This is a genomic window from Acinetobacter radioresistens DSM 6976 = NBRC 102413 = CIP 103788 (assembly GCF_006757745.1).
Taxonomy (GTDB): Bacteria; Pseudomonadota; Gammaproteobacteria; order Pseudomonadales; family Moraxellaceae; genus Acinetobacter; species Acinetobacter radioresistens.
Map to the genome: position 1 here is coordinate 483910 of NZ_AP019740.1, position 26892 is coordinate 510801.

At 43.7% G+C, this 26892-nt stretch carries 24 protein-coding genes and 1 tRNA gene; 18 read left to right on the plus strand and 7 right to left on the minus strand.

The window, feature by feature from the left end:
• Positions 1 to 29 precede the first annotated feature (29 nt).
• The 10 genes from ndk (at position 30) to ACRAD_RS02300 (ending at position 10072) form a co-directional block, all read left to right on the plus strand.
• Positions 30 to 461 (plus strand): nucleoside-diphosphate kinase, encoded by a 432-nt coding sequence (gene ndk / locus ACRAD_RS02255; RefSeq protein WP_005016515.1) that lies wholly within the window; start codon positions 30 to 32, stop codon positions 459 to 461.
• A gap of 122 nt (positions 462 to 583) precedes the next feature.
• Positions 584 to 1819: a 23S rRNA (adenine(2503)-C(2))-methyltransferase RlmN gene (gene rlmN, locus ACRAD_RS02260; RefSeq protein ID WP_005023387.1), complete on the plus strand. Its 1236-nt coding sequence runs from the start codon at positions 584 to 586 to the stop codon at positions 1817 to 1819.
• Between the two features lie 24 nt (positions 1820 to 1843).
• Positions 1844 to 2647, plus strand: coding sequence for a type IV pilus biogenesis/stability protein PilW (gene pilW, locus ACRAD_RS02265; RefSeq protein WP_005016505.1), 804 nt, complete (start codon positions 1844 to 1846; stop codon positions 2645 to 2647).
• Positions 2638 to 3441: a helix-turn-helix domain-containing protein gene (locus ACRAD_RS02270; RefSeq protein ID WP_005023389.1), complete on the plus strand. Its 804-nt coding sequence runs from the start codon at positions 2638 to 2640 to the stop codon at positions 3439 to 3441. The genes pilW and ACRAD_RS02270 overlap by 10 nt, the downstream gene beginning before the upstream one ends.
• 22 nt (positions 3442 to 3463) lie before the next feature.
• Complete coding sequence (ispG, locus tag ACRAD_RS02275; protein ID WP_005016500.1) at positions 3464 to 4579, plus strand: flavodoxin-dependent (E)-4-hydroxy-3-methylbut-2-enyl-diphosphate synthase; 1116 nt, start codon at positions 3464 to 3466, stop codon at positions 4577 to 4579.
• Entirely contained in the window at positions 4576 to 5871 is a 1296-nt protein-coding gene (gene hisS / locus ACRAD_RS02280; protein WP_005023391.1) for a histidine--tRNA ligase, read from the plus strand. The genes ispG and hisS overlap by 4 nt, the downstream gene beginning before the upstream one ends.
• 31 nt (positions 5872 to 5902) lie before the next feature.
• On the plus strand, positions 5903 to 6607 hold the full coding sequence (locus tag ACRAD_RS02285) for a YfgM family protein (RefSeq protein WP_005023393.1): 705 nt from the start codon (positions 5903 to 5905) through the stop codon (positions 6605 to 6607).
• The gene (gene bamB / locus ACRAD_RS02290) at positions 6607 to 7755 is read left to right on the plus strand and encodes an outer membrane protein assembly factor BamB (protein WP_005023394.1); all 1149 of its coding nucleotides are present in this window, start codon (positions 6607 to 6609) and stop codon (positions 7753 to 7755) included. The genes ACRAD_RS02285 and bamB overlap by 1 nt, the downstream gene beginning before the upstream one ends.
• Before the next feature lie 168 nt (positions 7756 to 7923).
• Positions 7924 to 9333: a ribosome biogenesis GTPase Der gene (der, locus tag ACRAD_RS02295; RefSeq protein ID WP_005016493.1), complete on the plus strand. Its 1410-nt coding sequence runs from the start codon at positions 7924 to 7926 to the stop codon at positions 9331 to 9333.
• 106 nt (positions 9334 to 9439) lie between these two features.
• Positions 9440 to 10072, plus strand: coding sequence for a 4'-phosphopantetheinyl transferase family protein (locus tag ACRAD_RS02300; RefSeq protein ID WP_005023395.1), 633 nt, complete (start codon positions 9440 to 9442; stop codon positions 10070 to 10072).
• 49 nt (positions 10073 to 10121) lie between these two features.
• On the opposite strand, the gene secF is transcribed toward ACRAD_RS02300, so the two are convergent.
• From secF to queA, 7 genes are all read right to left on the minus strand, one after another.
• Positions 10122 to 11087: a protein translocase subunit SecF gene (gene secF / locus ACRAD_RS02305; RefSeq protein ID WP_005404573.1), complete on the minus strand. Its 966-nt coding sequence runs from the start codon at positions 11085 to 11087 to the stop codon at positions 10122 to 10124.
• A gap of 8 nt (positions 11088 to 11095) precedes the next feature.
• Positions 11096 to 12997, minus strand: coding sequence for a protein translocase subunit SecD (secD, locus tag ACRAD_RS02310; RefSeq protein ID WP_005016490.1), 1902 nt, complete (start codon positions 12995 to 12997; stop codon positions 11096 to 11098).
• Positions 12998 to 13051: 54 nt separating this feature from the next.
• The gene (yajC, locus tag ACRAD_RS02315; protein ID WP_005016486.1) at positions 13052 to 13381 is read right to left on the minus strand and encodes a preprotein translocase subunit YajC; all 330 of its coding nucleotides are present in this window, start codon (positions 13379 to 13381) and stop codon (positions 13052 to 13054) included.
• Between the two features lie 105 nt (positions 13382 to 13486).
• Positions 13487 to 14617 (minus strand): tRNA guanosine(34) transglycosylase Tgt, encoded by a 1131-nt coding sequence (tgt, locus tag ACRAD_RS02320; protein ID WP_005023396.1) that lies wholly within the window; start codon positions 14615 to 14617, stop codon positions 13487 to 13489.
• A gap of 154 nt (positions 14618 to 14771) precedes the next feature.
• Entirely contained in the window at positions 14772 to 15338 is a 567-nt protein-coding gene (locus tag ACRAD_RS02325; RefSeq protein WP_010699868.1) for a LemA family protein, read from the minus strand.
• Between the two features lie 21 nt (positions 15339 to 15359).
• Positions 15360 to 16391, minus strand: coding sequence for a hypothetical protein (locus tag ACRAD_RS02330; protein WP_005023398.1), 1032 nt, complete (start codon positions 16389 to 16391; stop codon positions 15360 to 15362).
• A 6-nt stretch (positions 16392 to 16397) separates the two neighbouring features.
• A complete protein-coding gene (gene queA, locus ACRAD_RS02335) occupies positions 16398 to 17438 on the minus strand; it encodes a tRNA preQ1(34) S-adenosylmethionine ribosyltransferase-isomerase QueA (RefSeq protein WP_005023399.1) in 1041 nt (346 codons plus the stop codon).
• A 173-nt stretch (positions 17439 to 17611) separates the two neighbouring features.
• Here queA and ACRAD_RS02340 point away from each other — a divergent pair.
• The 8 genes from ACRAD_RS02340 (at position 17612) to ACRAD_RS02375 (ending at position 26764) form a co-directional block, all read left to right on the plus strand.
• Positions 17612 to 17698: transfer RNA gene (locus tag ACRAD_RS02340), tRNA-Leu, on the plus strand.
• Between the two features lie 202 nt (positions 17699 to 17900).
• Positions 17901 to 19178, plus strand: a complete 1278-nt coding sequence (locus tag ACRAD_RS02345) for a sensor histidine kinase (RefSeq protein WP_005023400.1) — start codon at positions 17901 to 17903, stop codon at positions 19176 to 19178.
• 63 nt (positions 19179 to 19241) lie between these two features.
• A complete protein-coding gene (gene glnE / locus ACRAD_RS02350) occupies positions 19242 to 21992 on the plus strand; it encodes a bifunctional [glutamate--ammonia ligase]-adenylyl-L-tyrosine phosphorylase/[glutamate--ammonia-ligase] adenylyltransferase (protein WP_005023401.1) in 2751 nt (916 codons plus the stop codon).
• A 26-nt stretch (positions 21993 to 22018) separates the two neighbouring features.
• A complete protein-coding gene (locus ACRAD_RS02355) occupies positions 22019 to 22945 on the plus strand; it encodes a branched-chain amino acid transaminase (RefSeq protein WP_005023402.1) in 927 nt (308 codons plus the stop codon).
• Between the two features lie 63 nt (positions 22946 to 23008).
• Positions 23009 to 23899: a mitochondrial fission ELM1 family protein gene (locus ACRAD_RS02360; protein WP_005023403.1), complete on the plus strand. Its 891-nt coding sequence runs from the start codon at positions 23009 to 23011 to the stop codon at positions 23897 to 23899.
• Between the two features lie 13 nt (positions 23900 to 23912).
• Positions 23913 to 24722: a polysaccharide deacetylase family protein gene (locus ACRAD_RS02365; protein WP_000639362.1), complete on the plus strand. Its 810-nt coding sequence runs from the start codon at positions 23913 to 23915 to the stop codon at positions 24720 to 24722.
• Positions 24723 to 24724: 2 nt separating this feature from the next.
• Positions 24725 to 25708: a glycosyltransferase gene (locus ACRAD_RS02370; protein WP_000705222.1), complete on the plus strand. Its 984-nt coding sequence runs from the start codon at positions 24725 to 24727 to the stop codon at positions 25706 to 25708.
• Between the two features lie 12 nt (positions 25709 to 25720).
• Positions 25721 to 26764, plus strand: coding sequence for an ELM1/GtrOC1 family putative glycosyltransferase (locus tag ACRAD_RS02375; protein ID WP_000193719.1), 1044 nt, complete (start codon positions 25721 to 25723; stop codon positions 26762 to 26764).
• Positions 26765 to 26892 lie beyond the last annotated feature (128 nt).

Below are 26892 nucleotides of genomic sequence, written 5' to 3' on the forward strand. Positions count from 1 at the left end.
CGTTTAAATTTTCAGTTAAGGAGCCAATCATGGCAGTTGAACGTACTCTATCTATTGTTAAGCCAGATGCAGTAGCTAAAAACCACATCGGTGATATTTTTGCTCGTTTTGAAAAAGCTGGCCTAAAAATCGTTGCAACTAAAATGAAACACCTGACTCAAGCTGAAGCTGAAGGCTTCTATGCTGAACATAAAGAACGCGGTTTCTTTGGTGACCTGGTTGCATTCATGACTTCTGGTCCAGTAGTTGTATCTGTACTTGAAGGTGAAAATGCAGTGCTTGCTCACCGTGACATTCTAGGTGCCACTAACCCGAAAGAAGCAGCTCCTGGTACTATCCGTGCAGATTTCGCAACTTCTATTGATGAAAATGCTGCTCACGGTTCAGACTCAGTTGCATCTGCTGAGCGTGAAATTGCTTACTTCTTTGCTGACAACGAGATCTGCCCACGCACTCGTTAATTGACAGCATTTAAACCAGATAAGTGTTATTATACTTATCTGGTTTTTTTATTCTCTAAAGAATTTATTGCTTGAATATTGAGCAACTCCCATTGATCTCTGACATGAGTTAGGTAATACACATGAGTTCTGAAGTGGTCGTTTCATCTCCGTCAACAGATGAACAACAGCCTTCACCTGCTACTCAAGCCTCAAATAGTGCGCTGAAAAAGGTGAATCTGCTGGGCATGTCTCGTGCTGAGCTGGAAAATTTTTTCGAAAAGCTTGGAGAGAAAAAGTTCCGTGCCGGTCAGGTGATGAAATGGATGCATCAATATTTTGTGACCGACTTTGCCGAGATGACCAATATCTCTGGAAAGCTGCGTGCCAAGCTAGAACAGTTATGTGAAATCAAGGCACCTGAAGTGGTGCACCGTCATTATTCTAAAGACGGTACGCGTAAATGGGTTTTTCGTGTTGGAGATGGCACAGGCTCACTGGTAGAAACCGTACTGATTCCAGCAGAAGATAAGACCGGTTTGCGCAAAACCCTATGTATTTCTTCACAGGTCGGTTGTGCTTTGGACTGCTCGTTTTGCTCTACCGGTAAACAGGGTTTTCAGCGTGACTTAACACCTGATGAAATTATCGGGCAGTTATGGGTAGCTAACCAGTCTTATATGGAAGATGTACCGGTAGCTGAACGCACCCGCTCCGTGACCAATGTGGTCATGATGGGAATGGGCGAACCGCTTTTAAACTATGATGCGGTTTTAAGCTCCATGCATATTATGCTGGATGATTTTGCTTATGGGATGTCCAAGCGCCGTGTCACATTGTCGACTTCAGGTGTAGTGCCTAAAATTGACCAGCTGGCACAGGATATTGATGTAGCCCTGGCAATTTCTTTACATGCGCCAAATGATGAACTGCGTAATGAGCTGGTTCCCATCAATAAAAAGTATCCGTTGGCGCAGCTGATTGCTGCCTGTCAGCGTTACATCAATAAAGATGGCAATGAAAGTGCACGCAAACACGTTACGATTGAATATGTCATGCTGGACGGGGTAAATGACTCACTTGAGCATGCCCAGCAGATGATCAGGCTGTTAAAGAACCTGCCAAGCAAAATTAACCTCATACCGTTTAATCCGTTCCCGCATGCTCCTTATGGCCGCTCTAGCCGCAACCGTATTATTGCTTTTCAAAAAGCTTTGTCGGATGCGGGTTTTGTGTGTACGATTCGTCAGACTCGTGGTGATGATATCGATGCAGCCTGCGGCCAGCTGGTGGGACAGGTTGCGGACCGTACCCGTCGTGCTGAACAATGGAAAAAGAAAGTAGCAGAGCGCAATGAAATTATGCGCTCTCATGGATAGATAAACCTGAGAGGAGAAAAGCAGTTGAGAAAGCCGGTGTATAAAACATTTGTATTACTTACAGTGACTTTGTCGGCCTTGCTTGTTACTGCTTGCCAGACTCCTGATACCCTCAGTAAGGATCCAGAAAAGGCAGTCAAGGTTCGAACCCAGCTGGCAGCGGAATATATTAAATCGGGTGATCTGGATGCTGCTAAACGGGCACTAGACCAGGCACTTGAAGTTGATTCCAGAGACGCCACTGCGAACATGATGATGGGAGTACTGCTCCAGCAAGAGGGGAGTCAGCTAAATCTGGACAAGGCTGAGAGTTATTTCAGACGCTCTATTTCAATTGAGCCTAAAAATGCACAGGCGCGTAATAATTATGGCGCCTATTTGTACCAGATCGGTCGTTATAAAGATGCGATCGAACAACTGGAAATTGCTGGTGCAACTTTAGGCTATGAGCAGCGTTACCAGGCGCTTGAAAATCTGGGACGAATTTATCTTAAGCTCGGCAATGTTGCGAATGCTGAAAAAACATTCAAACAGGCATTGCAAGCTAACCGCGATTCTTCCATTTCAATGTTAGAGTTAGCGGAAATTTTCTATTTGCGGCAACAGATTCCTGCTGCTACACAGCTTTATGAACAATATGTGCGTCGTGTAGGGCAAAAGAATCAGGGTGCGCGTGCTCTTTGGATCGGAATTCGAATTGCGCGTGCCAATGATGATAAAATGGGAACACAAGTTTTGGTGAACCAGTTACGTGCCTTGTTCCCGGACAGCCAAGAATATCAACGTTATTTGCAATTACAGCACAGTACTGAGGCCGTATGGAAGTAAATCCTAATTCACAGCAACCTACTGGTTCTAGCTCTAACGTAGCGCCGAATGCGTTAGGAAATGTTCAACGTCCTGGTGAGTATTTACGCCATATCCGTATTGCAAAAAACCTTGAACTTGAAACTGTGGCGGCTGACCTTAAAATACCTTTAAAGACTTTGAAGGCGCTTGAGCAGGATGATTATAAAACCCTGCCTGAGGCAGCATTTATTAAAGGTTATTACCGCTCTTATGCTAAATATCTGGGTACGGATGCAACTGCTATTATCCAGCGGTTTGATGAGATTTATGCCAATGATACCGGCCTGCTGCCAAATCATGCACTGAATAACTCCCCGATTAAAATTATGGGTAAACTGCCTGGTTCTAACAGTGACCGTAACCGGAAATGGATAAAACGGGCTATTGTGGCAGCTGTGATTCTACTGCTAGTCTGGCTGGTGGTGGCTGCTATCCAGAACTGGACATCAGGTAAAAAGGACGAAACTGAGCGTCCAGCTGTAGCCCAGTCAGAGGTTCAGGTTGTTGATCTGGATAACAGTCCGAATGCAGCAGCATCTGGTGATCAGCTGGTCTTGAATTTTACCCGGCCTACCTCTGTTCATATAGTTGATGCGACAGGTAAGGTGCTGGCGACAGGACGTCAGGATTCCACCCTGACACTAAGCGGTGAAAGCCCATATCAGATCCGTCTTGATGATGCGACCGCAGTATCACTCAGTTTAAATAGTGAGCAGATTTCATTGTCTCCATATACGGTGAACGGAAAAGCAGAATTCCGTTTGTCTCGCTAATTCGCAACAGTAGAGCGATGCAATGATTGAAAATCCGATTAAACGCCGGCCGACACGTAAAATCCGTGTCGGTTCAGTGTATGTGGGAGGTGATGCTCCCATCAGTATCCAGAGTATGACCAATACCGAAACCTGTGATGTGGCTGCAACAGTTGCACAGATTCAGCGCTGTGTAGATGTTGGAGCGGATATCATGCGGGTTTCAGTGCCAAGTATGGAAGCGGCAAAGGCATTTGGTGAAATCCGTAAGCAAGTAAGTGTGCCTTTGGTGGCTGACATTCACTTTGACTATAAAATTGCCTTGGCTGTTGCTGATTTTGGCGCAGATTGCCTGCGTATTAATCCTGGAAATATTGGTTCTGAAGCCAAAATCCGTGAAGTAGTCGCTGCAGCCAGACATCATGATATCTCTATGCGTATTGGAGTAAATGCTGGTTCACTGGAAAAGGACATTCAGAAAAAATATGGTGAACCGACCGGGCAGGCATTGCTTGAGTCAGCGATGCGCCATATTGACATTCTTGATCGCCTGAATTTTCAGGAGTTTAAAGTTTCGGTTAAAGCTTCTAATGTATTTCTGACTATGGATGCTTATCGCCTCTTGTCACAGCAGATTGATAATCCGCTGCATCTAGGTGTGACTGAGGCAGGTGTCTACCGGACAGGCTCTGTCAAATCCGCCATTGCGCTAGGCGGTTTGTTAATGGAAGGCATCGGAGATACCATGCGTATTTCCCTGGCGGCTGAACCTGAAGAAGAAATTAAAATCGGTTTTGATATTTTAAAATCGCTCAGTCTGCGCTCCAATGGTATCAACTTTATTGCCTGTCCAAGCTGCTCACGTCAGGAATTCAACGTGATTAAAGTTATGCAGGCTTTAGAGGAGCGTCTGGAAGATATCCGTACACCTATGGATGTTTCCGTAATTGGCTGTAAGGTCAATGGTCCGGGCGAGGCTAAAGAAGCCGATATTGGTGTAGTGGGTGCAAGTCCACGTTCACTGGTGTACCGTAATGGTGAAAAAAGTCATTTAATTGATACCAATCAGCTGGTTGATGAAATCGAAACTATGGTTCGTCAACGTGTTTCCGAGCTTGAAGAAGCTAAATCTAAAGAGATCATTCGTAGTTCATCATGAGTTCAATTGTCGCAATCAAAGGTTTTAATGACATTCTTCCAGCACAGACCCCGGCCTGGAGACGTCTAGAGCAGCATCTGTCATCTTTGATGGATGCATATGGCTATCAACAAATCCGTTTGCCGATAGTTGAACAGACGAATCTGTTTAAACGTTCGATCGGTGATGCAACCGATATTGTTGAAAAAGAGATGTATACATTTCTGGACAAAGGTAATCCGCCGGAGTCTCTGACATTACGTCCTGAAGGAACGGCAGGCTGTGTGCGTGCAATGCTTGAGCATAACCTGCTGCGCGGAGCGACGCCTCGTGTGTGGTATATCGGTCCGATGTTCCGTTATGAAAAACCGCAAAAAGGCCGCTATCGTCAGTTTCATCAGTTTGGGGTCGAAACTTTTGGTGTAGCAACGCCAGATATGGATGCAGAGCTGATTCTGATGACTGCACGTCTGTGGAAACGTATGGGGGTGGCAGACAAAGTTCAGTTAGAGCTAAATACCTTGGGTGAAGCTGATGAACGTGCAGCTTATCGTGCAGCACTGGTCGGATTTCTAGAATCACATAAAGCAGATCTGGATGAAGATTCACAGCGCCGTTTAACCACGAATCCCTTGCGAATTCTGGATTCCAAAGATGCTAAAACTCAATCTATTTTAGAAAATGCGCCAAAACTTCATGACTTTATGGGTGAGGAAACATTGGCGCACTTTAACCTGTTGCAACAGTATTTGACTGATGCAGGCATTAGTTTTGTCATTAATCAAAAGTTGGTACGGGGTCTCGACTATTACAACAAAACTGTCTTTGAATGGACCACCACTCATTTAGGCTCACAGGGCACAGTGTGTGCCGGCGGCCGTTATGACGGTTTAGTAGGCCAGCTTAAAGGTAAAGCAGACCAGTCTGTACCGGCTGTGGGTTTTGCTATGGGAATGGAACGTTTATTACTTCTGCTTGAACAGGTTGAAGATAATACTGCCGTGCGTGACTGCGAGATATTCTTGCTGGCAGAACCTGCTTATCAGGGGAAAGTCCTAGTCATGGCAGAACAGTTCCGTAACCAGTTTGAGGCAGCTAACAGTCCATTCCGCCTAAAAACCGGATCACAGGGCAGCATGAAAAGCCAAATGAAAAAGGCCGATCAGTCTGGAGCAATTTTTGCCGTGATTCTGGGGCAGCGCGAATGGGAAAACCGGAAGCTGACAGTAAAACGTCTGGAAAATGCAGAGCAGGTTGAAGTTGAAATAGATAATCTTACGCCGTACCTGATTGAACAGCTTGCCTCCGAATAAGCCGAGAATATAAACAAAAAAGGATAATCACATGAACGCATTAAGTGATGAAGACCAGCTAGATAATTTAAAGTCATTTACCAAAAAATATGGCTCTGCCATTATTAGCGGTATTTTAATTGCGTTAATTGCCTTTTTTGGCTGGGAATACTGGCAAAAGAAAACTCTGGCTGAGAACCAGATGCGTACTGCCAAGGTGCAGCAGCTTATGGATGAAGCCAGAAATGTAAATAGTCAGGATATTAATGCCCTGAATGCACTTTCACAATCTGCTGACAAGATTGTGAAAGAAGCGCCTGATTCTGTACATGCACTTCAGGCCCAGTTTGTAATGGCTAAGCAGGCTTATGACCGTGGTGATTATGCTGCAGCAGAAAAAGCACTCAAGCGGGTGGAAGCGACTAAACTCAAGGATGAAGGTCTGGTTCATGTATTGAAACTGCGCTTGGCTTATGCCCAATTGGCTCAAAACAAATATGATGCGGCACTTAAAACTCTGGCTGATGTAACTGATCCGGCTTTTAAAGCTACTGCTGAAGAAGCACGTGGCGACGTGTATGTGGCAAAAAATGATATTGCCTCAGCAAGAAAAGCTTATCAGAGCGCATGGGATGCACTTGCTGAGCGTAAAAAAGAACGACAAATTTTACAAATTAAACTCGAAAGTGTAGGCGTTTTAGTTGATGATCCTGCAATCGAACGCCCTATTTTGGAAACACAAGTGGATGAGTCTTAATGGATAGAAAATATAAAATATCATTTGCAATGGCAGTATTATCAGCTGCGCTGATCGGTTGCTCAAGTAATAAAATTAAAGTAGAAGAGGCCAAACCGAATCCACTGCCAAAGCTTGCGCAAGCAAAAAGTCTGGTGCCTGTATTTTCGCAAAATGTTTCTTCTACCGATGAAGCTGATCCACTCCGGTTACGACTCGCAGTCGATAACGGCGTTATTTTTACAGTAGATCCTAAAGGCGAAGTAGCAGCTTTTCGTGGTAAACAGCGTCTCTGGCAGACTCGTGTCAGCAAGCAAGGGTTAAGTGCCGGAGCTGAGGCAGCTGATGGCGTGGTTATTGTTGGTAACCGTAAAGGTCAGCTGTTTGCCTTGGAACAGGCAACAGGCAAGCAATTATGGACTGCGCAGTTATCAGGGGCTTTACTCAGCCCCTCACTGATACAAGCTGGTCGTGTTATTACTGTGGCAAATGATGGGAATGTCTTTGCACATGACCTGGCCTCTGGGCAAGAGGTCTGGGCATACCGGTTGCCAAATGCACAGTTTAGTCTGCGTGGCCAGGCAGCCCCAGTTTCTGCTGATCCGCGTACAGTACTGATTGCTTCATCTAATGCCTATATTTATGCTTTGGATGTATTAACGGGTGTGCCGCGTATGCAGCGCCGTGTAGCGGTCAGTAGCGGTCGCTCGGATGTGCAGCGCCTGATTGATATTGATGGTGATCCTGTGATGGCTGGCCAGTTTTTGGTGACGACCAGTTATCAGGGGCAAGTTACTGTAACTGATCTGGCATCACAACAGGTAGTCTGGAGTGAAGATGCCAGCAGTACACAGCGTCCGGAAGTTTTTAACAACACGGTTTTTGTTGCACAGAACGATGGTAAAGTCACGGCATTTAATCTCACGACAGGTGAACAGCTCTGGCAGAATGATAGCCTGCTCAACCGTCGTTTAAGTAATCCAGTGATACTTGGTCAAGAGCTGGTGGTTGGTGATCTGGATGGTGTATTACATTTGATTGATCCAGCCTCTGGGCAACTGGTAGGTCGCTCTAAAACCGGTGGCGAAGTACGTTCACTACAGGTAATTGATGGGCAGCTCTACGTTTCTACCAGAAAGGGAGCGTTAAGCGTCTGGCAGAATCGTTAATTCTTCTCTGCTTGTGCTAAAATAAACCCAACCGTATTTTTTGAAACGCGGGGTAATTGAAATTTCAATGCCCCGTGTTTTTATTTAGATCTGTGATCTATTATTTTCTTCCAAAGTTTCTGATGTTCAGACCAGACCAACTGGCTGATCTTGAATAAAGGTTAATCTATGAAACCCGTAATTGCGCTCATTGGTCGTCCGAACGTCGGAAAATCAACGTTGTTCAACCAGATTACCAAGAGCCGTGATGCCCTTGTAGCCGACTTCGCCGGCCTAACACGTGACCGCAAATATGGCGATGCTGTGTATCAAAACAAATCCTTTATCGTAGTCGATACAGGCGGTATTGGCGAAAGCGAACAGGGAATTGATTCTTACATGGCAGAGCAGTCTAAAACTGCAATTCATGAAGCCGATCTCATTATTTTTGTAGTTGATGCGCGTGCGGGGCTATTGGCCTCTGATGAACAGATTGCGCGTGAACTACGCACACTTGGCAAAAAAGTCTTTCTGGTAGCCAATAAGGTAGATGGCGTACATGCAGAAGCAGCTGTGGTCGAGTTTTATAAACTCGGTCTTGGTGAGCCCATGCATGTTGCAGCAAGTCATGGTCGCGGTGTGGCACAGATGCTGGAAGAAGTGCTGGCAGATGTACCTGAAGATGAGAATCCGGAAGAACATGATAAAGCTACAGGCCTGCGTCTGGCTATTATTGGCCGTCCGAATGTCGGTAAATCTACTCTGGTTAACCGGTTGCTTGGTGAAGAGCGCGTAGTTGCATATGATGAGCCTGGAACTACACGTGATTCAGTCTATATTCCATTTGAGCGCGATGGTCGTCAATATACTCTCATTGATACTGCTGGTGTACGCCGTAAAGGTAAAGTCGATGAAATGATCGAGAAATTCTCGGTAGTAAAGACTTTGCAAGCCATGAAAGATGCACATGTAGTGGTAGTGGTGCTCGATGCCCGTGAGGGCGTGGTAGAGCAGGATCTACACCTGATCGGTTATGCACTTGAAGCTGGCCGGGCCATGGTAATTGCGATCAACAAATGGGACAACATGTCTGAATATGATCGCAAGCAGTGTAAACTGGATGTAGACCGCCGTTTTGATTTTATTCCTTGGGCGCGTATCCATCTGATTTCAGCATTACATGGTACTGGTGTAGGTGATCTTTATCCTTCAATCCATCGGGCTTATGATTCATCTCACCTGAAAGTATCACCAGCTAAATTAACACAGATACTTAATGATGCAACCGAAGCACATCAGCCACCTATGGTTGGTGGCCGCCGGATTAAAATGCGTTATGCTCATATGGGTGGACAAAATCCGCCAACGATTGTGATTCACGGTAACAAGGTCGACAAGACTCCTGCAGATTATCGCCGTTATCTGGAAAATGTTTTCCGTAAAGTTTATAAGCTTGAAGGTACACCGGTTAAAATCGATTTTAAAACTTCAGAAAATCCATTCGAAGGACGTAAATCACAGCTTGATGAGCGTACTGCTGCACGTCGCCGTCGTTATATCCAGAAATTTAAAAAAGCTGAGAAAAAATTCAAGCGTTAAGCTAAATAGTGCTTTAACATAATTTAAAAACCCAAATTTCAATTTGGGTTTTTTTGTTTAATCATGAACCGTTATACTGCTTCTAATTTAGTGAACCGGATAAAATATGCTGCGTGTTGATATCTGTGCTATGAAGCGTTTCGAGCAGGTTGATCCACAACAGGAACTGCGCCAGCAAATCCAGCAGCGTAAGCAGGCTATTTACGCTTATCGAAATCGTCTGCTGAGTGAAATACTGGGACAGCCCATCACTGCCTTAAGTTTTGCTTGTACATGCCACGGTAAACCGTACTTAAAAGAACATAATCTGGCAATCAATCATACCCATAGTAAAAAAATCTATGCATTAGTGACCAGTTCTGAGCAGCAGGACATAGGAATTGATGTTGAGGATCTGGAACGTCAAGTAAAGCTGGATGCTTTGGCACAACATGCATTTCATGAAGAAGAATATCAAACCTGGAAGTCTATGGATAAAGACAGGCTGTACTGGTTTAAAGTCTGGACAGCGAAAGAAGCAATTTTAAAGGCCAGTGGTTTAGGCATCCGTTTAAGTCTGAAAGATATAAATACCAGAGTCCATCCCATGTATGATAACTCACAGATGCAGCATGAATCTCTTGGGTATTTTGCTTACCAGCATTTTGAAGTTGCCCAGAGCCTGATCACCGTCGCTTGGCGCACCGGACAGGGCTGTGGTGAATTTATCTTCCCGCGTATTCAGATTTATCGGAATTAAAAAGCCTATCCGGAGATAGGCTTTAATGAAATATTGCTCCGGGATGAAATTATGGAATTTCATCCTCGAACTCTGGTTTTACCTGTACGATAAAGTCCTGACGGTTCAGACCACGCCACAGTGCAAATGAAGTACCAATATAAATAGAAGAATAAGTACCTACAAATACGCCTACAAACATGGCTACAGAGAACCAGTGTAGACCTTCACCACCCATGAGCATCATGGCAATAACCACGAGTAACAGGGTCATCGAGGTGTGAACAGTACGGCGCAAGGTTTCGGTAAGCGCAATATTAACAATCTCGCGTGGCTCGGCACCACGAATTTTACGGAAGTTTTCCCGAATACGGTCAGAGACTACAATATTGTCATTTAGCGAAAATCCGATAAGTGCCAGAAGTGCTGCCAGTACGGTCAGGTCAAATGGCCACTGCATCATGGCAAAAATACCGATTGTCACGATGATATCGTGGAACAAGGATAATACTGCCCCGATTGCCAGTTTAAACTCAAAACGGATGGTGACATAAATCAGCATCAGGACAAGTGCTAGCGCTACTGCACCTGCTGAGCGTACATACAGTTCATTACCAACCTGACCCCCTACCGAATCAATCTTGCTAACTTCAGCAGGGTTATTTGGCAGTTGGGCTGCTTTAGTCAAGGTACTGTTGAGGTCTTCAACATTTATGTCTTGTGCGGGCATACGTATCAAGAGATCACTATTGCTTCCCAAGGTTTGTACAACTGCATCTTTAAAACCGGCATCATTTAACGCACGGATAACTTCTCCCTGATTGGCTGCCTGTTTATAGTTCAGCTCGGCAGAGATACCGCCTGTAAAGTCCAGCCCGAGATTTAGGCCTTTAGTAACGATAAAAAACAGGCTACCGACAGTAAGGATTATCGAAATAATAGCTGCCGGTAAGGCAATTTTCATAAAGTCGATAACGCGCTCATTATCAGGACGGCCGTACTGTTTTTGCTTTGGTTGAGTATTCTCAGTCATCATCGATCTCCTTAAATGCTCAACTTCTTCAAGTTACGACGCTTGCCATAAATGATCTGTACGATCGCACGCGTTACCGTAATTGCAGTAAACATCGAACAGGCAATACCAATCATGAGTGTTACAGCAAAACCTTTGATTGGACCAGTACCGATCGCAAATAGGATAAAGGCGACGAGGAAGGTGGTCAGGTTTGAGTCAAAAATGGTGTTATAGGCTCGATCATAACCTGCCACAATGGCCTGTTTGGGCGAGGCCCCCCATTTCATTTCTTCTCTGATTCGCTCACAGATCAGTACGTTCGCATCGACGGCCATACCGATTGTAATAACAATACCTGCAATACCCGGCAAGGTTAGTGCGGCACCAATCCATGACATGATGCTTAAAGTCATTGCCAGGTTAAAAACCAAAGCAAAGTTGGCAATCAGACCAAATAAACGGAAGAAGACCACCATCCAGATAGCGACCAGCAAGAAACCGATTTGAGTAGAAAGCACACCCTTGTCGATATTTTCCTGACCTAGTGACGGGCCAACTACACGCTCTTCAACAAAGTACATTGGAGCAGCAAGTGCACCTGCACGTAGCATAAGTGCCAGTTCAGACGCTTCTTGTGGAGAATCGAGTCCGGTAATACGGAACTGCGACCCTAGTACGGCCTGAATGGTTGCAGCGTTAATCACTACAGATTCTGCATAAGGTGTACGTACTTCGGTCTGTGTGCCGGTAACCGGATCAGTGACATAGCTGATACGCTGTTTGTTTTCGATAAACAGTACAGCCATGCGTTTACCCACAGCATTACGGGTGGCATCTGCCATCAGTTTGCCGCCAGCACTGTCTAAAGTAATATTAACTTCAGCACCACCTGTATCCTGGCTAAAGCCTGAAGAGGCATTTTGGACCCGTTCACCTGTCAAGATACGGTTACGCTGTAACAGTAATTGGCGACCGCTGTCTAGCGATTCATAAGCAAACAGTTCTGTACCAGGAGGTAACGGCTGGCCATTAGATTTCCCGGTATAGGGATCAATATACTGATCATTTAAGTCGGAAACTAAGCGGAACTCCAGGTTAGCTGTGCGGCCAAGTACCCGTTTTGCTTCTGCTGTGTCCTGTACACCTGGCAGGTCGACTACGATACGATTACTGCCTTGGGTCTGAACCAGTGCTTCCGCCACCCCCAGTTCGTTAATACGGTTGCGCAGTGTGGTTAAGTTCTGGTTAACAGCATATGACTGGATTTCCTGTCTGCGTGCATCAGTATACGTGAGGCGCAACATAGGACCAGTACTGCTAGCCAGTGCTTGCTGGGTGAACTCATTGCCATTGCGGCGTAAAAAGTCCATTACAGCTTCACGGTCGTCATTTTGTGCAAACTGGAGATTGATCTGATTATTATTCAGAGTCAGGCTATTAAACTTGAGATTATTTTCACGAAGCTGACGGCGCAAGTCGGTCGCGGATGTTTCCATACGCTGTGAGAGGGCTTTATCCATATCCACTTCTAACAGGAAGTGTACACCACCACGCAAGTCCAAGCCCAGTTTCATTGGTTTTGCGCCAATTTTCTGTAGCCACTCAGGTGTAGTAGGCGCCAAATTCAGGGCCACAACGTATTCTTCACCCAGAGCGCGGCGTAGCACATCTTTTGCTTTGAGTTGTGCATCAGTAGAGTCTACACGCAATAGGGCAGCGTTATTGGTAAAGGTATTGTCATGAGACGGAATGTTTGCCTCTTTCAATATTTGCTCTGCTTTTTGTATCACACTCTGATCAATTTGAGTGCCGGCTTTTGCACCAGAAATCTGGACCGCCGGTTCATCGGGATACAAGCTAGGCAGTGCGTACAGGGTGCTGATCACCAGAACCACCAGGATCAGCAGATATTTCCATGCAGGGTAACGCATTTGCTGTCTTCTTAAAATGAAAAAGCCGTGCGGGGTGCACGACTGTTTTTATGATTAAAGGTTATTCAGGGTGCCTTCAGGCAAAACTGAAATGACACTAGCACGCTGGATTTTTACATCTACACCGCGGCTTAGTTCTACTACTGCAAAATCGCCTTCAAGCTTGGTAATACGGCCCATCAAGCCACCGGCAAAAACCACTTCACTGCCTACACCCAGACTTTCAACGAGGGTACGGTGTTCTTTGGCACGTTTGGCCTGTGGACGCCAGATCAGGAAATAGAAAATTGCAATAAATACTGCAATCATCAATAAGTTAGCCATCATGCTCGGGCCTTGCTGAGCCGCCGGCGCAGCGTGAGCAGTAGAGATTAAAAAGCTCATGTCGATTTCCTATTAAATATTAAAACTGTTGCCATTGTCATGACATTTAAATTGAGTTGACCTGCAATTTACCTTGTCTTTTTGTTGAGCGCAAATACTGCTTTCTCAATCTTCAGGGCAAGGCGGTACTTCCATTCCACGACGTGTATAGAAGTCCTCAACAAAAGCTTCAAAGGTATCATTGTCGAGTGCATCACGGATGTCTTGAGTGAAGCGCTGGTAATAGCGCAGGTTATGAATGGTTCCTAGCATGGAGCCCAGCATTTCACCACATTTCTCGAGGTGGAACAGATAAGCCCGGGTAAAATTCTTGCAGGTATAGCAGTCACAGTGCGGGTCAAGCGGGCTCTGATCATGACGGTATTTGCTGTTGCGAATACGGACCAGACCATCTGTCACAAAATAATGACCGTTCCGCGCATTTCGGGTAGGCATGACACAGTCAAACATATCAACCCCACGGCGGATACCTTCAACAATATCTTCAGGTTTACCAACACCCATGAGGTAGCGAGGTTTATCATGCGGCATTCTGTTAGGAAGATAATCCAGCACTTTGATCATCTCTTCTTTCGGCTCACCAACAGATAAGCCACCAATTGCATAGCCATCAAACCCGATTTCAAGCAGGCCTTCTAGTGATTCATCCCGAAGATCTTCATACATGCCACCCTGAATAATACCGAACAACGCATTTTTATTGTCCAGAACTTCATGATGGTGGGTCTTGCAACGTTTAGCCCAGCGTAAAGACAGCTGCAATGATTTCTGCGCTTCTTCATGGGTCGCTGGATAAGGCGTACATTCATCAAAAATCATGACAATATCGGAGTTCAGAACTTTCTGAATTTCCATAGAAACTTCAGGTGAGAGAAAAACTTTTGAGCCGTCAATAGGTGAGCGAAAAGTCACACCTTCTTCTTTGATTTTGCGCATGGCGCCCAGACTAAATACCTGAAAGCCACCAGAGTCAGTTAAAATAGGCTTATCCCACTTAATAAATTCGTGCAGACCGCCGTGTTCTTTTACAACATCCAGGCCTGGACGCAAATACAAGTGAAAGGTGTTTCCTAAAATGATTTGTGCCTGAATTTCTTCAATATCACGTGGAAGCATGCCTTTAACAGTACCGTAAGTACCCACTGGCATAAATACCGGTGTTTCAACCACCCCATGTTCAAGTGTTAAACGGCCACGGCGGGCACGACCCGACTGACCCAATTTTTCAAACTTCATACCATGTCCAAATCAAGGCGAAAAAACAGTTCGCTGATGTGCAAAATAAAAAAGAGGTCTATTGTCCTTGATTCTGTCATGGAGTTCTACTGTTAAATGTAGCCGCAGCATATGAAAAACTAGACAGACCGATATGTTGCAAAGCGGTGCGTATTTAAAAGTTTGGACGATAGTCAAAGTTTTGCAGGGTAGACTGGTCGCGAAACGGGCGAATAGCCTTTTTACCTGTAGTCAGCGTATTGATCATATTATTCGGAAATATCTGGATATGATTATTAAACAGTTCCACATTACGGTTAAAAATACTGATAGCGGCACTGACATTTTCATTTTGCTCATCAATTTCATTTATCATGCGCAGATAAATTTCATTAGCTTTAAGCTCAGGATAGTTCTCAACTATAACATTCAGATTACGCATGAGTTCATGACTCAAGCTTTCTACCCGTTGTAGCTGAGAGATATCAGTGCTTTTAAGATTAAGTTGCATAATCTGCTGACGTAGTTCGGTAACCCGCTCTAAGGTACTTTTTTCAAAGCCTGCGTATTGTTCGACTAGTGGGACCAGTCCGTCAAGAACCTTGACTTTCTGCCGTTCATAGGTGGCTACATCTGCCCAGGCGCGCTGCGCAGCATTATAATGCCGGACAATCGAGTTCCGGATATAGATCACTGCAATGATCAAAACCACAAAAAATAAAATAAAGAGCCCTAACCCCATCATTATTTTCCTCAAGTCTATTTATTGTAAAAGTTGCTCTAAGTTATTTAGCAGTTTTTCATAGGCGCCTAAACGCAATGTTCGCAGGTGCCCGCGCAAACTGGAGATATCTTCTCTATTTTGCGCTTTTGTATGAATTTTAAAAAGGTTCTGCCGGTTTAAAAAGCACATTATATGATGTTCATGATGAAACAGCAGCTCGCCAGAATGTTGTGTAAAGAACTGATCTAAACGTAAAGTCATAGCTGGAGTCATGGTTTTAGCGAGCTCAAGCGGTTCAAGACCATAAATACGTAATTTCTGGTTAATCTGTAGGTCACTGCTATACCAGGCAGAGCTATACGGAGCACCAAACTCTTTATTGGATGTGGTTACTGCCAGCCCAAGTGTGGGAGCTTCAAAAACAAAGATACCCCATAAAGTCTTCTGCGTTCTTTGTACCGCTACTTGCTGTGTATCCTGCCCGGCGATTTTTATTTCATTGATGAAATCGTACTGAAAAAGCATGATTGGCCGCTCTCGGCCCTGTTGATCTTTCCAGGTGGTACTGGCATATACAGGTAGCATATTTGATACAGAACCCTGCTGAAATACAGGAAACAGGTTTTTAAGCCGGGCGATAAAGAAAAAAGGCTGCGTAGAATCTGGAAAATGAGGGGGTAATTCCTGAAAGTTGAGCTGATATTTTTTCTCGAGTATCTGCTGTTCCAGAAACTGAATCACTTCAGTGAGTGGCTGATCCGACTCATAACAGAGATAGGCAAATAATCCCAAAACAAAGGCAGTTAAAAAGCTTAATCCGGCAATAAGGCTGTGCTGTATAAAAAATATTCCAAATAATGTAAAGCCACTTGCTATAACGAGCAGTATGAAAGGTAATACATTATTGAATTTCAGGCCAGGATGATCTCCCCAGGGATGGAGTCCATCTAGAATATCCTGATAGGTTTTTGCCTGTTGGCCCACTTGCCACAGCCGGGCAATATTATCCAGAACCTGCCGGTTGATCTTGCGATGAATACGTAGCGTATATTTAACAGTTTCAACCGGCATAACTATTTACCTGTTCACTGTTTTATCGATCAGCATGGCGTCACCATAACTGAAGAAACGGTAATGCTCTCTTACGGCATGCTCATACGCTGCCAGAATATAATCACGTGTTGAAAGTGCTGAAACCAGCATCAGCAGGGTAGACTCCGGTAAATGAAAGTTGGTGATCAGCCGGTCTACTACACAGAACTGATAACCCGGATAAATAAAGATCTGGGTATCTCCAGTCCATGCCTCAATTTTACCGTTATGAGCCTGCGCTGCGCTTTCAAGTGCACGTGTAGCAGTAGTACCTACTGCAATAACTTTATTACCGCGAGCCTGTACTTGCTTAATCAGCTCTACCGTATTCTCGGGCACTTCACACCATTCACTGTGCATAATATGATTTTCAATATCTATACTACGAACAGGTAAAAAAGTACCAGCGCCTACATGCAGGGTAACAAATGCTTGCTGTACACCTTTTTCTGATAATTTGTTTAAAAGGACTTCATCAAAATGCAGACTGGCAGTAGGTGCAGCAACACTGGCAATTTTCTCTGGATCGTGAAATACCGTCTGATAACGCTCGCTGTCAATCGCCTCTGCTTCACGGTTAAAATAAGGCGGAATGGGTAATTGCCCGTGCTGATCCAGGACCTGCAAAATCGGTTGTGAAAACTCGACAACGAACAGGTTCTCATGGCGGCCTTGTACAGTGACTTTAACCTCATCTGCACCAATAAACAGCTCTGCACCAGCTTTAGGTGAATTACTGGCTTTAATATGACAGTGGGCAATAGTCTGATCAAAAATACGTTCTACCAGTATTTCAACTGCTCCACCAGTTGCACGCCTGCCTTTAAGTCGAGCCTTCATAACTTTGGTATCATTCAGGACCAGCAGATCACCGGGTTCAAACAATTCCAGAATATCGGTAAAGTGACGATCGCTATATTGGCCCTCACTATTTAAGTGTAAAAGCCTTGAAGCACTACGCTGTGCTAGAGGGTAACGTGCAATTAATTCATCGGGGAGGTTAAAAGAAAAGTCAGAAAGTTGCATGACACAAAACAATTAAAAAATTGTACCTAGTATAGTGCTTTTTGATTAATGATGGAAAAAATACGGTTTTGTTCAGCTATTGCTTTTATAGTGATTTAAAAATAGGCAAACAGTCAGTACTTTACATTGACAACATTTGGAAAGACGCTATTATACACACACCCACTCTTCTTCCCGAGGTGGTGAAATTGGTAGACGCGGCGGACTCAAAATCCGCTGTCAGAGATGACGTGTCGGTTCGAGTCCGACCCTCGGGACCACTATAATTAGATCCAAATATCTATTATTATAATTTCCTTTATTTCAAATATTTACCAGTATATAACATGTTTTGTTTCTTAATTGTTATTATTGCCGTTGTATCTATGTCTAAAGTTTGCTAATTGTTTAATAAAGATTTATTTTTAACTGATTTTTACTGAAGTTGCGGTTATTACCTACAATATTTTTAATGAGGCGAGCATGACATTACAATTATTAGAGTTAGATCAGGCTGATCAGCTCAGTGCTTGTAAATTATCGTTATTACTGGGTATCTTCGAACCGCATAACCAGGTGGAATCCTGTTTACGTTTTGCTCGACGTATTTTAAGAAGTAAAAACGCTATTTTAACTTTTAAGGCAGAGCCTTATATCTGGTATCTTTCTTCAAAGGGTATGAGACTTTTTCATAGCCATCCTGATGCAGATTTAGGACCTTATTTCAATAGTCAACCTTATATAGACCAGCAACATTCTGATTATCACGGCTTTTGTCAGCATATTCGTCACTTGGGTGTAGAGCATCAGCGCATGGTTGCTTTTGATATGCTCAAGACTGATAAAGAATCAATTGGACAGATTCTGTTTTTTGATGACAGCTCTGAGCCTTTTGAAAATGAAGATATTGAGATAGTTAAAGATTACTGTGAACGTCTGGTTCGCTATTTAGAGTTAAAATTCGAGCATGCTGAACTTAAGGAATTATATGAACAGCAATCGGCATTAAATTTTAGTAAAACCAAGTTTTTCCAGATTATTGCACATGACCTGCGTGCACCTTTTCATGGGTTGCTCGGTTTCTCTGAAGTATTGTCACAAGAGCGCAATACGCTTGACGACTCCAGTATCCAGAATATTGCAGATTATCTTTATGATACTGCACAGTCGACTTATAACCTTTTAGAAAGCCTGCTCAACTGGGCAATGGCAGAAGGCGGCCGGTTTGTCTATCATCCGATCAACTTCAATTTAAAGCAGGTCACCAAAATTGTTCGTGATGTACTTAATACACTAGCGATTAAGAAAAACATTCAGTTAATTGATGAAGTGCCGGATGATCTCAAGGTATATGCAGATATTAATATGCTGACTTCGATTATCCAGAACCTGGTATCAAATGCATTAAAATTCACGCCAATGGACGGTACGGGTAAAGTGACCATTCAAGCACAGCCCGGCCCAGATGGGGTGGAAATTTATATCCGGGATACCGGCCTAGGTATGTCTGAAGCACAAATAGCGAATATTTTTCAGCCGCGGATTACTGTCAGCCTTAAAGGTACGGCGGGTGAAAAAGGAACAGGTCTGGGATTGACACTCTGTAAGCGGTTTGTAGACCTGAATAAAGGTGAAATTTGTGTCATGTCTAAGGAAGGTGAAGGTACTACTTTCAAAGTTACTTTGCCGGAAGCAACTGACCAGCATACGGTTTTGCCACTTGATATGGCGAAGTCAGACAGCACTACAAATTTAGTATAATTATTTTCCTAAAGCCAAATTCACCTGTTATAACTACATATAAATACAGGTGAAGGGTGGTTTATGAACGCGAAGCAGTTGCAAAAGACTTTAAGAGCCAGTCAATATGCTGAACAGATACTAGGTCTTTATCAAAACGAACTTGAACAAGATTATACTGTAGATCAGTTTGCAACCCCGCTATCACATGAACAGATTAAAGATCGGGTGTCTTCTGTACTTGACTCAATTCAGGATGAGCACGCATGGATGCGAGCGATCCGAATACTCCGTGCTCGTCTCATGTTTCGCTGGATCTGGCAAGATGCTAACCACCTGACTGATGTAGTTACACTTACACAAGAACTCTCAGATTTTGCTGATGCCTGTATTTGTGCAGCAAAGGCCTTCGCCCGTATTCCACTGGTATTAAAGCATGGCGAACCAATCGGTTATTCGGGCCAAGTCCAGGACCTGATTATTATTGCTATGGGAAAACTGGGAGCACAGGAACTTAATCTGTCGAGCGATATTGACCTGATTTTTGCCTTTGATGAGCAAGGCGAGACCAATGGCCGTAAATGTATTGATGTACAACAGTTCTGTATTGCGTGGGGCCAGAAAATTATTTATTTGCTGGAGCATATCACTGCTGAGGGTTTCGTCTTTCGTGTAGATATGCGCTTACGTCCCTGGGGAGATGGTTCGGCACTGGCCATTAGCCATGCAGGATTAGAAAAATATTTAAGCCAGCATGGGCGTGAATGGGAGCGCTATGCCTGGATCAAGGCCCGTATTGTGTCTGGTGGAAGGGCGGGCGAAGAGTTACTGGAAATGACCCGTCCTTTCGTGTTTCGGCGTTATGTCGATTACACCGCGTTTCAGGCCATGCGTGAAATGAAGGTCATGATTGAACGTGAAGTCATGCGCCGCAATATCGAAGACGATATTAAACTCGGTGCCGGTGGTATCCGTGAAGTTGAATTTATTGTGCAGGTTTTTCAGCTGATTTATGGTGGTTCCAAACTTGAACTACAGGAACGCCAGTGTCTGGCAAATTTGACGCATCTGAGCGAATCAGGTCTGCTTGAGCCAGAAGCTGTAGCGGATCTGGAAGATGCCTATCTGTTTCTGCGTCGTCTGGAACACGCCATTCAGGCACTGAATGATCAGCAGACCCAGTCCCTGCCGACTGAGCCGGAGCTGCGGCAGCGATTGATTGATACCTTGGGCTTTGATAGCTGGGAGAGTTTTCTGGAAGTCCTTAATCAGAAACGGTCTAAAGTCTCTTACCAGTTTGCACATCTGATTCAGGAGCGTGACAGGGAAGCACCAGTAGAGAACTTTCAGCATCTCGAAGAAGAGCTGGAGAGTGTGCTTGATTCCAATGCACAAAAGCTGATTCATGAGTTTTGGCATGGCCACGCCTTGAATAAGTTACCAGCTAAGGCCGTTCAACGTTTAAAAACTTTTTGGCCTTATCTGGTCGATGCAGTATTACAGTCGGATAAACCACAAGTTGCATTACTACGTTTAATGCCTTTAATTGAATCTGTAATGCGCCGTACGGTTTATCTGGTAATGCTGATTGAAAGTAAGGGAGCATTACAGCGTTTGGTAAAGATGGCCACAGTGAGTCCATGGATACTGGAGGAGCTGACTCATTACCCGGTATTGCTGGATGAGTTTCTCACAATGGACTTCGAGTTGCCCAAACGCCGTGATCTTGAAGATTCACTACGGCAGCAGCTCATACGCATTGAGCTTGAGCAGGTTGAAGACCAGATGCGGGCCTTGCGCCTGTTTAAAAAATCTAATGTCTTGGCTGTAGCAGCCAGCGATGTACTGGCAGAAAGTCCGCTTATGAAAGTATCTGATGCCCTGACAGACATTGCTGAAGTTTCTATTATTGCTGCATTGAATCTGGCCTATCAGATCGTGGCAAAAAAACATGGTTATCCACTAGACGCTGACGGACGACGCTGCTCCTTGGACTATCTCGGATTTTCTGTGGTGGGTTATGGTAAAGTCGGTGGTATTGAGCTGGGTTATGGCTCAGATCTGGATCTGGTGTTTATTCATTATATGAGCGAACAGGCGGATACAGATGGCCTGAGACCTATCAGCGGTTTCGAGTTTGCCATGCGAGTAGGGCAAAAATTTATATCTCTTATGACGACTCAGACCCTAGATGGACGAGTATATGAAGTAGATACACGGTTACGCCCTTCTGGAGAAGCTGGTCTGCTGGTGACCAGTTTAAAAGCCTTTGAACAATATCAATTAAAAAATGCCTGGCTTTGGGAGCATCAGGCATTGGTTCGGGCCCGTTCGATTGCTGGGGATGACAGTTTACGACAAAAATTTGAGGCGTTACGCTGCCGTATTTTAACTCTGCCGCGTGATGAAAAATTTGTGCGTACTGAAGTTTTAAAAATGCGTCAGAAGATGAAAGCCCATCTGGGTTCTTCCAAAGAACAGAAAAAAGGTGGAATTTTTCATTTAAAACAGGATGCGGGTGGTATCGTTGATATCGAATTTATGGCACAGTATATTGTGTTGGCATGGGGTGGGGCGAAACCGGATCTCGCTCACTATTCCGACAATGTAAGAATCCTAGAAGATGCTGCGAAAGCCGGTTACTTATCCAGTGACGATGCAACAGCACTGATTCAGGCTTATCTCAGTGAACGAGCCGAGAGCCACCGTTTAGCACTTGCAAATCAATCCATGCAAGTCAATGCTGCGGACTGGCACGATACCCGCGAGATCGTTTGCAAGTTATGGCAAAGATTAATAGATCCCACAGCAATACTTGCTTTGGATAGTGACTGACTGTGTAAAAATTTGGAGTGTGTGCCATGAATTTGGCTGATCGTGATGGTTTTATTTGGCAAGATGGACAACTGGTTGACTGGCGTGATGCAAAAATTCACGTCCTGACTCATACTTTACACTATAGTATGGGCGTGTTTGAGGGCGTCCGGGCATATGAAACTCCACAAGGCACAGCCATTTTTCGTCTACAGGACCACACCAAGCGCTTGTTAAACTCTGCAAAAATTTATCAGATGAAAGTTCCATTTGATCAGGCAACATTAGAGCAGGCGCAAATCGATGTGGTTCGTGAAAATAAGCTGGCATCTTGCTATTTACGTCCATTAATCTGGATTGGTTCTGAAAAACTTGGTATTGCTGCAACCAATAATACGATTCATGCGGCAGTTGCAGCTTGGGGCTGGGGTGCTTACCTGGGTGAAGAGGCAATGGCTAAAGGTATTCGTGTAAAAACTTCTTCCTTTACTCACCATCATCCGAATGTGACCATGTGTAAGGCCAAGGCTTCGGGTAACTATACGCTGTCTATTCTTGCGCACCAAGAAGTAGCACATTCAGGCTATGATGAAGCTATGCTGATGGACCCGCAAGGCTATGTATGTCAGGGTTCAGGGGAAAATGTTTTCCTAGTTAAGGATGGTGTGCTGCACACTCCGGATATTGCGGGTGGAGCATTGGATGGTATTACCCGTCAGACCGTCATTACAATTGCTAAGGATTTAGGCTATGACGTGGTAGAACGTCGTATTACCCGTGATGAATTCTATATTGCTGATGAAGCATTCTTCACCGGTACTGCAGCTGAAGTTACACCAATCCGTGAATATGATGACCGTGAGATTGGTTGTGGTGCACGTGGGCCAATCACTGAACAGATCCAGAGTACATTCTTTAATGCAGTGCAGGGTAAAGATCCGAAATATGCACACTGGTTAACTTACGTAAAATAAGTAAAGCCGATATGATTAAAAGGCGAAATTTTATTTCGCCTTTTTTTATTATGGAATTGGGTTATGCATATTCTTTATGTTAGTGATGGAAAGGCGGGGCACCGTTCACAGGCGCTGGGACTTTACCGCGCTATAGAAAGGCAATCTGTGCATAAAGTCAGTTTTGAGGAAATTTCAATTGAACAGCTGCCATTAATCAGCTTATTTCTTTCTGTTCTCAAAAAACAATCTCCTTTTTTAAAACAGACGCCTAATTATATTGTTGGGGTGGGAAGTCATACCCAGCTTCGAGTGCTGCTTTTAGGAAAAATTTACCCAAAAGCTAAAACTGTTATTTTAATGAAACCTAATTATCCATATATATGGTTTGATTATGTAGTGGTGCCACAGCATGATGGGCTAGCTAAACGGAACAATATTATTCTCACTCAAGGTGCATTAAACCCAATTGTGAATGAACAACGACACCAGACGGATCGTATTTTGATTGCGCTGGGAGGCACATCAAAACGCCATCAGTGGAATGAACAGAAAGTTCTCACAGCCATTCATGACATTGTAGAGTATAATCCGGCCTCTGAAATCATTCTAACGACTTCACGTCGAACACCAGCAGAGTTTATTGATATTTTAAGACAACAAAGTTTTGCCCAGCATTTACAAATATTTCCGGTTGAGCAAACACCTCAAGGCTGGATTTTTGAAGAGATGCAAAAAGCAGAAGCTGTATGGGTAACAGAAGATAGCGTTTCTATGGTTTTTGAAGCACTTACTGCGGGTTGTCGCGTAGGGGTCATAGCAATCGATCGGTTGAAAGACGATAGAATTACGCACTCGATTGATCAAATGATAGAATCACAACTAATCTCACAGAATACTTGTGTCGTACAGTTACCACAACCTTATGCTTTTAAAGAAGCAGACCGTGTGGCAACATATCTTTTAGCGAAATAATGAGTTTGGCATTGTGATTTATATCCTGATTTTACTGGTTTTGCTTACCGTTTTATTTAGCTATAAGTATGCGTGGTGGAAGCCAGCAGTGGATTGGAATCGACCACGTGTATTGATGTATCACATGGTACGAGACCATATTAATGGTGCCAAATTTAATAAGCTTCGGGTCAAGCCCGCTGAGTTTGAAAAGCAAGTTGCTTGGATGAAAGCGCAAGGCTTCCATTTTGTAACGATGCACGAATTGCAAGAGAACTGGGGAAATCACCCAGCCAAAACAGTTGCCATTACCTTTGATGATGGTTATTTAGACAACTTACAAAATGCTTATCCGATTTTAGAAAAATATCAGGCCAAGGCAACCATATATGTGGTGGTTGATCGTCATGATCGTGATTGGTCAACCTATAAAAAAGAACATCATAATAGTGGTGAACTCATGCGTGAAGCTAAGTTGAATGATGCTCAAGTCAAGCAACTGGCAGATAGCGAACTGATCGAAATTGGTTCACATACGTTAACGCATGCTAATTTAAACAAACTGGATGATACGGATTGTTTAAAAGAACTAACTGATTCAAAGCAGTGGCTTGAACAACTGATAGAAAAGCCAGTAACCAGTTTTGCTTACCCATTTGGTATTTACTCAGACCGAGATGTTAAACTGGCAAAACAGTCAGGGTATAGCAATGCAGTGACCACAATCGAAGGCATTGATGATGAACAGCCGGACTTTATGCAACTACAACGTATTAAGATCAGCGGAAAAGATTCATTATTTGCCGTCAAGCTTCGTTTAAAACTTGGTACGCGTGAGGGCTAATCATGAAAATTACGCTTGTGATGGCAAGTGATGAGGAAGGTGGCCTAGAAAAGCATGTACTTGAGCTGGCTGCTGGTTTATCACAAGCACATGAAGTTTCTTTAATTGCACATCAGAAATATCAAAGTCGGGTAGAAAGTTCGGTGAACTTTGTTGCTTTTGATATGAGTGGCAGTCGTTATAACCCGTGGACGAAATATCTGCTTAAAAAAACAATATTGGGGACAGAACCACAAGTGCTACATGCTCATGCTTCTAAAACGGCCAAACTGTTGCAAGGCATGATTGCAGGTTTTAATTTCCCTTGTGTGGTGACTATCCATGGTGCAAAGAAAAAGATTGATTCTTACTTGGCATTTGATCATATCATTTGTGTGAGTAAGCGACTCGCGCAGATTGTGGGGCAGCCGGAAAAACTCAGTGTGGTCTATAATGGTATTTCTTTGAATATGCCTGCTCAATCATTTGTAAAAAATAGAAAATTTATTGCCATTGGACGTTTAAATGAAGTGAAAGGTTTTGATCTTTTACTGGCTGCTTGGCGGAACATTTCACACCAATTAACTATTGTTGGTGATGGTGAAGAACGAAAGAAGTTAGAGCAATTGATTCAAGAGTACCAATTAGCTGATCGGGTTCACTTGTATGGGTATAGCGACAATATTCACCCATTGATTATAGACCATGAGGCTTTGATTGTGTCTTCCTTGCGTGAAGGGGGCCCGTATACACTTGCTGAAAGTTTATTGCTTCAACGTCCTGTGTTAGGGACTGATGTCGGAATGATGGCTGAGTTTATTCCTGTTGAGTTTCTATGTGAACCAAATAATATTGAAGCATTGCAACAAGTGATTCAAAACTATTTGGATGTGGTAGCCCCTGAAGCAAGTTTTAAACAGGCTTATGCCTTGGCACAAGAACAATTGACTTTTACAAAAATGATCGATAATACGGTCAAAGTCTATCAATCATTGCTTTCAGCATAGGATGATGGATTGATGACACAACAAAAACCTTTCATCCTAGCGTTGACCGATGGTAAAGCAGGCCATGAAACTCAAACACAAGGAATAGTTCAGCTACTGAATCAACAACAAGATTATCAGGTGGAATGGGTTCAATTAAATCTACCTAAAAAATGGTTGTATCGTGTTCTCAAGTTATTGATCAAGTTTTCAATAAATACAGAGTGGTTACGTTATTTTCTTGACTCCCAAACCCTAAGTGCATTAGAGCAGAAACAGGTTGCTTATATTGTATCGGCAGGGGGAAACACTCTACTTGCCAATCTACTGCTCAAACAACATTTGCTCAAAGATCAGCCTGTAAAAAATCTGGTCGCAAGTTCATTACGGGGGATTCGTGCTGACTTGTTTGATGTGGTATTTACCATTCATGAGCAACAAGCCGTATTGCCTCATTATTTTTATTATCCAATTGCACCGAATAAAATGAGTGCTTTACCTCTAACACGTGAGCGGGCGCGGGAACATTTGGGTATTCAAAATGCTGAGCAAACGATTGCAATTTTGATTGGTGCTGACACTAAAACAGTAAAAATTGGTGAAGCGGCACAATGGGCAACTGTTTTACAGCAGGTTCGAAAGCAATATCCTACAGCGAGATTGCTACTGACAACATCACGAAGAACACCGATTACTTTTGAAAAAGAATTACAGCAGCTTGCTGAGCAGTACGGCATTTTTCAGCCTCATGACCAGTTAACATGGGTAGCACAAGGCCAAAGCTGTGATATCAAAGATTATATTAAAGCAGCTGACTGGATTCTAACGAGTCCGGACTCGACTTCGATGGTGGCAGAAGTGGTCATGTCAGGAAGTAAGTTGCTGGTACTTTATGATGAGCAGTCCATGCAGGATGAACAGATTAAGCACCAATTAAAGTTTTTAGCACAGCAACATTGGCTATATTTATTAACTGTTTCAGATTCTTATCAAATCTCTCAGGTTGTTCAAGAGTTAGAGATGCAAGATCATACCAGCGAAATAACTCGGAAGTTAAATCGGGTTTTGGACAAATAAGTTTAGCTAAGTATTTATATTTTATTTTTTGTAATAATGGTCAAACTGCGTAGGGCTTTCTGAGGTTAACGCTAAATTAAATAGGAAATAGGTGATAAAATCCGTGACTAAGAAAATGGAGTTACATG